Raw genomic sequence first — 10,742 nt, 5'->3', positions numbered from 1 at the left:
CGAGTTCGAGCTCAGCGTGGTGGCGTCCGGCGGGCGGATCACGCTCGGCGCCGGGACGCACGTCTTCGGCCGGGACGTCCTGCGGCGCCTGGCGGCCCGGTACCGGCGGGTCCTGGAGGCCATGGCCGCCGACCCGCAGGGGGACGCCGGCGATCCGTGCCTCCCCGAGGAGGAGCTGACCCGCCTGCTCGTCGACTGGAACACCACCGTCGAGCAGCCGGTGCACCACCGGGTGCCGGACGTCTTCGCCGCGCACGTCGCCGCGACGCCCCACGCGGCCGCCGTGACCTGCGGCGACCAGCACCTGACCTACGCCGAACTGGACGAGCGGGCCAACCGGCTCGCCCACCACCTGATCGGCCTCGGCGCCGGCCCCGGCACCCTCGTCGGCGTCTCGCTGGAGCGGGACATCGACCTCGTACCGACGCTGCTCGGTGTGCTCAAGTCGGGTGCCGCGTATCTGCCGCTCGACCCGACGAACCCCGTCGACCGGCTCGCGTACGTCCTCGACGACGCGGGGGCGCCCCTGCTGATCACCCGGACCCGGCACGTCGCCACCTTCGCCGGGATCCACGACGGTCCCGTGGTGCTCTTGGACGGCGACACGGACCGGGCCGCCCTCGCGGCCCGACCGGCCACCGCGCCCGCCGTCGCCGGTACGCCGGACGACCTGATGTACGTCATCTACACCTCCGGTTCCACGGGCCGGCCGAAGGGCGTCGGGCTGAGCCACGCCAACGTGCTGCGCATGTTCACGGCCATCGCCGAGCAGATGCGCTTCAGCAGCGACGACGTGTGCACGCAGTCGCACTCGTACGCCTTCGACTTCTCCGTGTGGGAGATGTGGGGCGCCCTGCTGCACGGCGGCCGTGTCGTGATCGTGCCCACGGAGGTCGGCCGGTCGCCCGAGGAGTTCCTCGACCTGCTGGTGGAGCAGCGGGTGACCGTCGTGTGCCGGATCCCGTCGGCGTTCCGGCCGCTCGCCGCGCTGGCCGCCGACGGCGACGAGCGCGTCGACCGGCTCGCCCTGCGGGCCGTGGTCTTCGGCGGCGAACGCCTCGACCCGGCCGAACTCCGGCCCTGGGTCGACCGGTTGGGCCTCGACGAGCCGATGCTCGTCAACCTGTACGGCCCGACCGAGATCACCGTGCACTGCACCTTCCACCGCGTGGACGCCGACGACTTCCGGCACCCGGCGCGCAGCGTCCTCGGACACCACCTCACCGACCTGCGCGTCCACCTCCTCGACAGCCATGGACGCCTCGTCCCGGTCGGTGTGCCCGGTGAGCTGTACGTCGGCGGCCCCGGCCTGGCCCGCGGCTACCTCGGCCGCCCCGCGCTGACCGCCGAACGGTTCGTACCCGACCCGTACGGCCCGCCCGGCACGCGTCTCTACCGCACCGGCGACCTGGGCCTGCGACTGCCCGACGGACGGCTGGAGTTCCTCGGCCGTATCGACAGCCAGGTGAAGGTACGCGGCTATCGCATCGAACTCGGCGAGATCGAGGCCGCGTTGCGTGAGCACCCCGGCATCGCCGACACGGTGGTCGTCGCCCGTGCGGACCGGGCGGGGGAGAAGTCCCTCGCGGCGTACGTCGTCCCGGCCGGGCAGGAGGACGGAGCCTCCGGTCCCGGCGGCGGCCTCGACTCCGGCCTCCTGCGCGAGCACCTGGCCGCCACCCTGCCCGACTACATGATCCCGGCCGCCTTCGTCACGCTGGACGCCGTTCCGCTCATGGCCAACGGCAAGATCGACTACCGGGCGCTGCCCGCACCGGACCGCGACGCCTTCGACACCGGTCGCTACGTCGCCCCGCGCACCCCCGTCGAGGAACGGCTCGCCGCCGTCTGGGGCGAGGTTCTCGGCCTGGACCGGGTCAGCGTGGAGGACGGCTTCTTCGACCTGGGCGGCGACTCACTGCGCGCCGTGCGCCTGGCCGGGGCGCTGCGCGCGGCCGGGTTCGACGTGTCCGTCCAGGACGTCTTCGAGCACCGCACCGTCGCCGGGCTCGGCACGCACCTGGCGGGACAGGGCGGGGGCACCTCCCTGGTCACCGCCGTGGCGCCGTTCGCGCTGACCGCGGACGAGGACCGGGCGCTGCTGCCCGCGGACGTGGTGGACGCCTACCCGCTGTCGCAGATCCAGACCGGCATGCTCGCCGAGACCATGGCAGCCGGCCCCGACGGACGGGCCGTCTACCACAATCTCAACTCCTTCCGGATCCGCGACGACAGGCCGTTCTCGCTCGACGCGCTCCAGAAGGCGGTCGACACGGTCGTCGCCCGCCACGACATCCTGCGCACGTCGATGCACCTGTCCGGCTACTCCCAGCCGCTCCAGCTCGTCCACGCCACCGCCGACTTCCCCGTCACCCTGCGCGACCTGCGCGGCCTGGACGCGGCGGAGCAGGAGCGGCACAAGGCCGAGTACGTGGCCCAGGAGCACGCCGTCGTCTTCGACCTGACGACCGCCCCGCTGATGAACATCTCGGCCCTCCTGGAGGCCGACGACGCCTGGCGGCTCAACTTCACTTACCACCACGCGGTTTCCGAGGGCTGGAGCTACAACGCCCTGATGATGGAGATCGTCGAGTGCTATCGACGCCTGCGGGACGGTGGCGAGGTGCCGGACTACGAGGCGCCTGCCGTCCGGTACGCGGACTTCATCGCGGCCGAGTCCGCATCGGTGGCGAGCGGGGAGGACCGGGCCTTCTGGCGCGGAGTGACGGACGGACACGCGTCCTTCCGGCTGCCGGAGACGTGGGGCGACCCGGAGGGCAGCGCCGAGGAACGGCACGGTCTCCAGGTCCCGTTCGCGGATCTGGAGGGCCCTCTGCGTGAGCTGGCGCGGACGGCCGGCACCTCGCTGAAGAGCGTGCTGTTGGCGGCACACCTGAAGGTCCTGTCGGCACTGACGCCGGACGAGGCCTTCCACGCGGGGGTCGTCTACCACGGCCGTCTGGAGGCCCCCGGCGCGGACCGGGTGCTCGGCATGCACCTGAACACACTCCCCTTCCCGGCCGTCCGGCCCTCCTCGGGCACCTGGCGGGAATGGGTGGAGCGGGTCTACGCCCAGGAGACCGAGATCTGGTCCCACCGCCGCTACCCCCTCCCCGCCGTCCAGCGGGACGCCGGCAACGCCCGGCACCTCATCTCGGTGCTCTTCGAGTACCTCGACTTCCACCACGTCGACACCGACAAGGTGGACACCGCCCAGGGCCTCAACGACGGCATCAACGAGTTCGCGATGAACGTCATCCCGACCAAGGGCAACTTCAACCTCGGGTCGACGACGGAAGTGATCAGCCGGGAGAACCTGCGGCGGCTGGGATCGATGTACCGGCGGGTGCTGGAGGCGATGGCCGGCGATCCTGACGGGGATGCCAGGGCTGTCTGCCTGCCCGACGGGGAGCCGGAGGCGGCGGCGGACGTCACCGCGTGGGACGACTCCAGTGCGCTGGAGTTGTTCGCGTCGCAGGTGACGGCCCGGGCCGACGAGGTAGCGGTCGTGTGTGGTGAACAGGCCGTGACGTATGGGGAGTTGGAGGAGCGGTCGAGTCGGCTGGCGCATCATCTGCGGGGTGCGGGTGGTGTGGTGCGGGGCGGTGTCGTCGGGCTGTCGTTGAGCCGGACGCCGGATGTGCTGGTGAGCATGCTGGCGGTGTGGAAGGTGGGGGCGGCGTATCTGCCGATCGACCCTGCGTTGCCGGGTGAGCGTGCCGCGTACATGGCTGAGGATGCCGGGGCCGTGTTGGTGGTCACGGATGACTACCTCGCAGGTGTGGACCTCGATGGGCTGCCCGCCGTCTTCGAGACGGGTTCGGTGGATGCGGAGCAGGCGGCTTACGTCCTGTACACGTCCGGTTCGACCGGTCGGCCGAAGGGTGTGGTCATCAGCCATCGCGCGCTCCACAACCTGTTGGCCTCGCTGCGGGAGCGGCTGGGTTCGGGCCCTGGTGATGTGTGGTTGGCGTCGACGTCGATCTCGTTCGACATCTCGGGGCTGGAGCTGCACCTGCCGCTCATCACCGGCGGGCGTGTCGTCCTGGCCGGTGACTCCGAGGCGAAGGACGCCACGGCGCTGATCGCGCTCACGGCAGCTCATGGGGTGACGCACATGCAGGCGACCCCGTCCGGCTGGCGGCTGCTGTTGGCGGCGGGGTTCGCTGACCGGTCGGTAGTGGCGTTGACGGGTGGTGAACCCATCAACGCCGAGATGGCAGGTGAACTCGGCTTGCACGTAAGCCGGTTGGTGAACGTGTACGGCCCGACGGAGACCACGATCTGGTCGTCCTTCTGGGATGTCCCGACTGCCCTCGACGGCGGCGTCTCCATCGGCGACCCGCTCGCCAACACGCAGCTGTACGTGCTGGATTCGAAGGGCGGACCAGTGCCGGACGGCGTCACGGGTGAGCTGTGCATCGCCGGTGACGGTCTGGCGCACGGCTACCACGCCCGACCTGCCCTGACCGCCGAGAAGTTCGCGCCGAACCCGTACGGTCCCGCCGGTTCCCGTCTGTACCGCACGGGTGACCTGGCCCGTCGTCTGTCCGACGGCACCTTCGAGTGCCTGGGCCGGATCGACAGTCAGGTGAAGGTGCGCGGCTACCGCATCGAACTCGGTGAGATCGAGGCCGTGTTGCGTCAGGTCCCGGGCGTCGAGAACGCGGTGGTCGTGGCGCGTGAGGACCAGGCCGGGGACAAGACCTTGGTGGCGTACGTCGTGGGGGAGCCGGACCTGGCCTCCCTGCGGGAGCACCTTCTCCGAGGGCTGCCCGAGTACATGGTCCCGGCGGCCTACGTGACCGTCGAGGCGATCCCGTTGACCAACAGCGGCAAGGTCGACCATCGGGCGTTGCCTGCCCCGGACCAGACCGCGTATGCGGGCGGTCGTCGTACGGCTCCGCGCACGCCGTCCGAGGAGCGGCTGGCGGCGATCTGGGCGACCGTCCTGGAACAGGACGAGGTCGGTGTCGAGGACAGCTTCTTCGACCTCGGCGGTGACTCCATCAGGGCCGTCCGCCTGGTCGGCGCCCTGCGCGCCGCCGGCTACGACGTCGACGTACGCGCGGTGTTCGAGCACCGCACCATCGCCGCGCTGGCCACCCACCTCACCGGTGCCGCACAGGCGTCCCTGCTCAACGCGGTGGAGCCCTTCGAGCTGCTCGGTGAGGCGGACCGCGCCGCGCTCCCGGCGGACGTCGTGGACGCATACCCGCTGTCCCAGATCCAGACCGGCATGCTGGTGGAGATGCTGGCCGCGCAGGAGCAGGGCAGGTCGGCGTACCAGAACATCAACTCCTTCCGGATCCCCGACGATCAGCCCTTCTCGCCGAACGAGTTCCGCGCGGCCGTCGACCACATCACCCAGCGGCACGACACGCTGCGCACCACGCTCCACCTCACCGGATACTCCCGGCCGCTCCAGCTGGTCCACGGCACCGCCGCCGTACCGGTGACGGTGCACGACCTGCGGGGCGTGAGCACGTCGGAACAGCACGCGGCGCTGCGGGCGTTCGCGGCCGAGGAGCAGGCGACCGGCTTCGAACTGGCCGGGGGGCCCGCCCTGCGGGTCGCCGTGCATGTGGAGTCGGACGAGGCCTGGCGGATCACCTTCACGTACGTCCACGCCATCGCGGACGGGTGGAGCTACCACACGCTCCTCATGGAGATCGTGGAGTGCTACCGCCGCCTGCGGGACGGCGAGGAGGCCCCCGGGTACGAGGCACCCGCCGTCCGGTACGCGGACTTCGTCGCCGCCGAGCTCGCCTCGCTGGACGGCGACGAGGACCGTGCCTTCTGGCAGGACGTCGTGGAGCGCCACGCCCCCGTCTCCCTTCCGGAGAGCTGGGCGGACGCCCGGGCGAGCGCGCCGGACACGTACGAGGAGTCGATCCCGTTCGCCGACCTGGCCGACGGGCTCCTCGCCCTGGCCCGGCAGGCCAACGCATCGCTGAAGACCGTCCTGTTGGCCGCGCACCTGAAGGCGCTGTCGGCGCTGACGGCGGAGGACGACTTCCACACCGGCGTCGTCTTCCACGGCCGCCTGGAGGCGCCGGGCTCCGACCGGGTCCTGGGCATGCACCTCAACACGCTGCCCTTCCCTGCGACTCGGCCCTCCGCGGGCACCTGGCGGGAACTGGTGGAGCGGGTTCACGCCCAGGAGACCGACATCTGGGCCCACCGCCGCTACCCCCTGCCCGCCATCCAGCGCGACACCGGCGACGCCCGGCGTCTGGTCTCCGTCCTCTTCGAGTACCTGGACTTCCACCAGGTCGACACGTCGGCGGTCGACATCGCCGCCGGCCTGAACGACGGCGCGAACGAGTTCGCCCTCAACGTGGCCGCCTCCCCGCGGCACATCGCCCTGATCGCCTCCGGAGAGACGATCAGCGGGGCGAACCTGCGGCGCCTGGCGGCCCTGTACCGACAGGTCCTGGAGGCGATGGCCGCCGACCCGGCCGGTACGGCGGGCGAAGCGCACCTCCCGGCCGAGGAACTGGCCGCCGCTCTTGCGGCGCCCCCCGCGACCGAGTGGAGCAGCGTCAGCGCGCTGGAGTTGTTCGCCGGGCAGGTTCGAGCTCGGGCTGGCGAGGTTGCTGTCGTCAGTGGTGAACAGCGGCTGACATACGGCGAGTTGGAGGAGCGGTCGAACCGGCTGGCGCATCATCTGCGGGGTGCGGGTGGTGTGGTGCCGGGCGGTGTTGTGGGTCTGGCCCTGCACCGGACGCCGGATGTGCTGGTGAGCATGCTGGCGGTGTGGAAGGTGGGGGCGGCTTATCTGCCGATCGACCCTGCGTTGCCGGGTGAGCGTGCCGCCTATATGGCCGAGGACGCGGGGGCGACGCTGGTGGTCACCGATGACTACCTCGCGGGTGTGGACCTCGACCGTCTGCCCGCCGTCTTCGACACGTCCCTCGTCGATCCGGAGCAGGCGGCCTACGTCCTGTACACGTCCGGCTCGACCGGTCGGCCCAAGGGTGTGGTCATCAGCCACCGCGCGCTGCACAACCTGCTGGCCTCCCTGCGTGATCAGCTCGCCGCCGACCACGCGGGCGTGTGGCTGGCATCGACGTCGATCTCGTTCGACATCTCGGGGCTGGAGCTGCACCTGCCGCTGATCAGCGGTGGCCGTGTCGTCCTGGCCGGGGACACCGAGGCCAAGGACGCCACCGCGCTCATGGCGCTCACGGCAGCCCACGGCGTGACCCATGTGCAGGCGACCCCCTCGGGCTGGCGCCTCCTGCTGGCCGCCGGGTTCGACGACCGTGCCGTCACCGGCCTGGTCGGCGGTGAATCCCTGAACGGGGAGCTGGCTCGTGAACTCGGTTCGCGTGTAGGCCGGTTGGTGAACGTGTACGGCCCGACCGAGACCACCATCTGGTCCTCCGCCTGGGACATACCGAACTCGGTGGACGGTGTCTCGATCGGCGGTCCGCTCGCCAACACGCAGCTGTACGTGCTGGATGCGCAGGGGCGCCCGGTCCCGGTCGGGATCACGGGTGAGCTGTGCATCGCCGGTGACGGTCTCGCTCACGGCTACCACCAGCGGCCTGAGCTCACCGCCGAGAAGTTCCTCCCGAACCCCTACGGCCCCGCCGGTTCCCGCCTGTACCGCACCGGCGACCTGGCCCGCCGCCTGCCCGACGGCACCTTCGAGTGCCTGGGACGGATCGACAGCCAGGTGAAGGTCCGCGGCTACCGCATCGAACTCGGCGAGATCGAGGCACGCCTGCGCGAGCACCCCGACGTCACCGACGCCGTGGTCACCGTGCGCGAGGACCAGGCCGGGGACAAGACCCTGGTGGCGTACCTCGTCGGTGCGGCGGCCCCGGCCGACCTCCGTGGGCATCTCGGCGGCACGCTGCCGGAGTACATGGTCCCGGCGGCGTACCTCACGCTCGACGCGATCCCGCTGACCAACAGCGGCAAGGTCGACCACCGCGCCCTGCCCGCCCCCGACCGGACCACCTACGCCGGCGGTGGCCCTCGTACCGCCCCGCGCACGCCTGTCGAGAAGCGGCTCGCCGCCATCTGGTGCGAGCTCCTCGGTGTGGACGACGTCGGTGTCGAGGACGGCTTCTTCGACCTGGGCGGCGACTCCCTGCGGGCCGTGCGGATGCTGGCGGAGTGCAGGGAGGCCGGGCTGCCGGTGGCGATGTGGATGATCCTTCAGGCGCGCAGCCTCGGTGACCTCGCGGCGCTGATGGCGGCGGCCGAGGCGGACGACGCCCGGTTCCCCGAGGACGGGATGCCGCTGCTGCCGGGGCACGTCAAGTGGCTCGACGGGTACGCGGCCGGTACACGTACGGTGCGGGTGCCGTGGGACGGGCGGGCCGACGCCGCCGTACTTCGGCAGGCGTTGGCGGCCGTGGTCCGACACCACCAGGCGCTGCGGTTGGTGCTCGACACCGTCACTGACACCGTCACCGACACCGACACCGACACCGACGCCTCACCGGCCGTCGCCCGGCTCGCCGAGACGGAGATCGCCGACGGCGCCCTGCTGCGCGTCGCCGACCTCGCCGACGTGCCCGCCGAACGGCGTGCGGAGGCGGTCCGGGCGGCCGTCGCCGAGAGCGCGGCGGAGATCGACGCGCGCACGGGTGCCGCCCTGCGTGCCACCCTGGTCCGCTTCGACGACGCCCCGGACGACGAACTGTGGCTGTCGGGGCATGAACTCGCCCTGGACGAGAGCTCCTGGGCCGTCGTCCTCACCGACCTCGCGACCGCCGTACGACAGCTCGACCGTGGGCGGGCCGTACAGCTGCCGGAGGTGCCCGTCCCGCTGCACGGCTGGGCACGGCAGCTCGCCGAGCGGGCCCGGAGCGAGGACCTGCTCGACCAGGCCGAGGCCTGGCTGGGGACGCCGGACGCCGCGCCGCTGCCCGTCGACCACGAGGTCGACAACGAGGCCGACCACAAGGCCGACGATGTGACGCGCGACGCCGACAACACCGTCACCGTGTCCCTGGCGCCGGCCGAGACCGCCGCCCTGCTGGCCGACGAGCGGCCGGAGCGGATCCTGCTGTCCACGCTCGGCCGGGTGCTGGCCCGCTGGGCCGGCGCGGACCGGATCGGCGTCGAGGTCACCGTCGACCCACGTCGGGAGGCGTCCGACGAGGCCGCCGCCCTGGCCCGGACCGTCGGCCCGCTGACGGACGGCGTCCCGGTGTCGCTGCGTCTGCCGCGCGACCGTGGCCCGGCGGCCGATCTGACGTCGGTGACCCGGCAGTTGAAGGCTCTGCCCGCACCCCGCTACGGCCACGGCCTGCTGCGGTGGCTGGCCCCCGACCCGGACGTCGCGGAGGAACTGGCGGCCCTGCCGGCGCCGCAGGTCCGGTTCGGCTTCACGCCCGCCCCGGAGGTCGGGGACGCGGAGCAGCCCTTCGTACCGGCACATGCCGTCGTACAGGACACGGAACTGCCCGACGGCCTGCTCCTGGACGTCGACGCCCGCGTCCACGGCGACCGGCTGTACCTGCGCTGGACCCATCGCACCGCCGTCCACGAGGAGTCGACCGTCCGGAAGCTGGCCGAGGAGCAGGCGGCCGAACTCGGCACTCTGCTGCGCGACGGAGCGCGGCGCCCCCGGCGCAGTGCCGCCCCCGCCACGGCGGGTGTCCGGGACGCCGTCGAGGAGGTGATGGCGCGGCACCGCATCCCGGGCGCGAGCCTGGCCCTCGTCCGGGACGGCGAGGTCGCCGAGGTGCGCGCCTTCGGGGTCCAGGGCACGGGCCAGGCCGTACCGGTCACGGGCGACACGCTGTTCGCGGCGGGGTCGATCAGCAAGCACCTCACCGCCTTCACCGTGCTGCGGCTGGCGTCCGAGGGGCTGCTCGACCTCGACCGGGACGTCAATGAGTACCTGACCTCCTGGCGGGTGCCCGACGGCCGTCCGGTCACCGCTCGGCTGCTGCTGGGCAACCAGGCCGGCTTCGCCGAGCACCCCGACCTGACGGAGGGCTACCGCCGGCACGACCCGGTGCCGACGGTGCTCGACGTGCTGAACGGGCGGGCCCCCGCCCGCACCCCGGCGGCGCACCGGCAGGACGCGCCCGGCGCGGTGTTCCGGCTGACGCCGGTGCACTACTCGGTCCTTCAGCAGACGATGACCGACCTGACCGGGGAGGCCTATCCGGACCTGGTCCGGCGGCTGGTGTTCGACCCGCTCGGGATGACCGGCAGCGGCTTCGAGCCGCGCTTGCCCGACCTGTCCGGACGCGAGTTCGCGCACGGCCACGACACGAGCGGGGCACCGGTGCCCGACGGCTACTACGTCAACCCGGAGGCCGCGGCCGGCGGTCTGTGGAGCACCGCGGCCGACCTCGCCGCGCTGGCCGTCCAGGTCCGGCGCTGCCGGCTGGGGCTGCCGGGCGCCCTTGTCGAGCAGGACCTCGTACGGGAGATGCTGACGCCCAGGTCGGGCCGTATGTACGGCTGGAGCACCATCGTCGACGACTCCTCGGGCGACCTGGAGTTCGGCCACGGCGGTCAGGCGTACGGCTATCAGGCCATGACCGGGCTGCGGCTGCACTCGGGCGTCGGCGCGGTGCTGCTGACGAACGCGGTGGCGGGCCGGGAACTGGTCCGGCACGTGATCGCCACGACCTGGACCGAGCGGACCCGCACGGCGGGCCTGTGGCAGCGCGCCATCGACGAGGCGGTACGGCGGGAGCAGGGCGGGGACGATGCGGGTGCGTACGGTGTCTGAGCGCCTCGAACTGTCCGACGGGGCCTCG

Annotated in this window: 1 protein-coding gene; it reads left to right on the top strand. The window is 72.2% G+C overall.

Annotated features, from left to right (window positions below):
- Positions 1–10,714: amino acid adenylation domain-containing protein (locus tag ABD932_RS30340; protein WP_345017456.1), on the top strand; the 10,714-nt coding region annotated here is incomplete at its 5' end.
- Positions 10,715–10,742 lie beyond the last annotated feature (28 nt).

Source organism: Streptomyces shaanxiensis (assembly GCF_039537145.1).
Classification (GTDB): Bacteria; Actinomycetota; Actinomycetes; order Streptomycetales; family Streptomycetaceae; genus Streptomyces; species Streptomyces shaanxiensis.
This window is presented reverse-complemented; position numbering and strand designations above follow the sequence as displayed.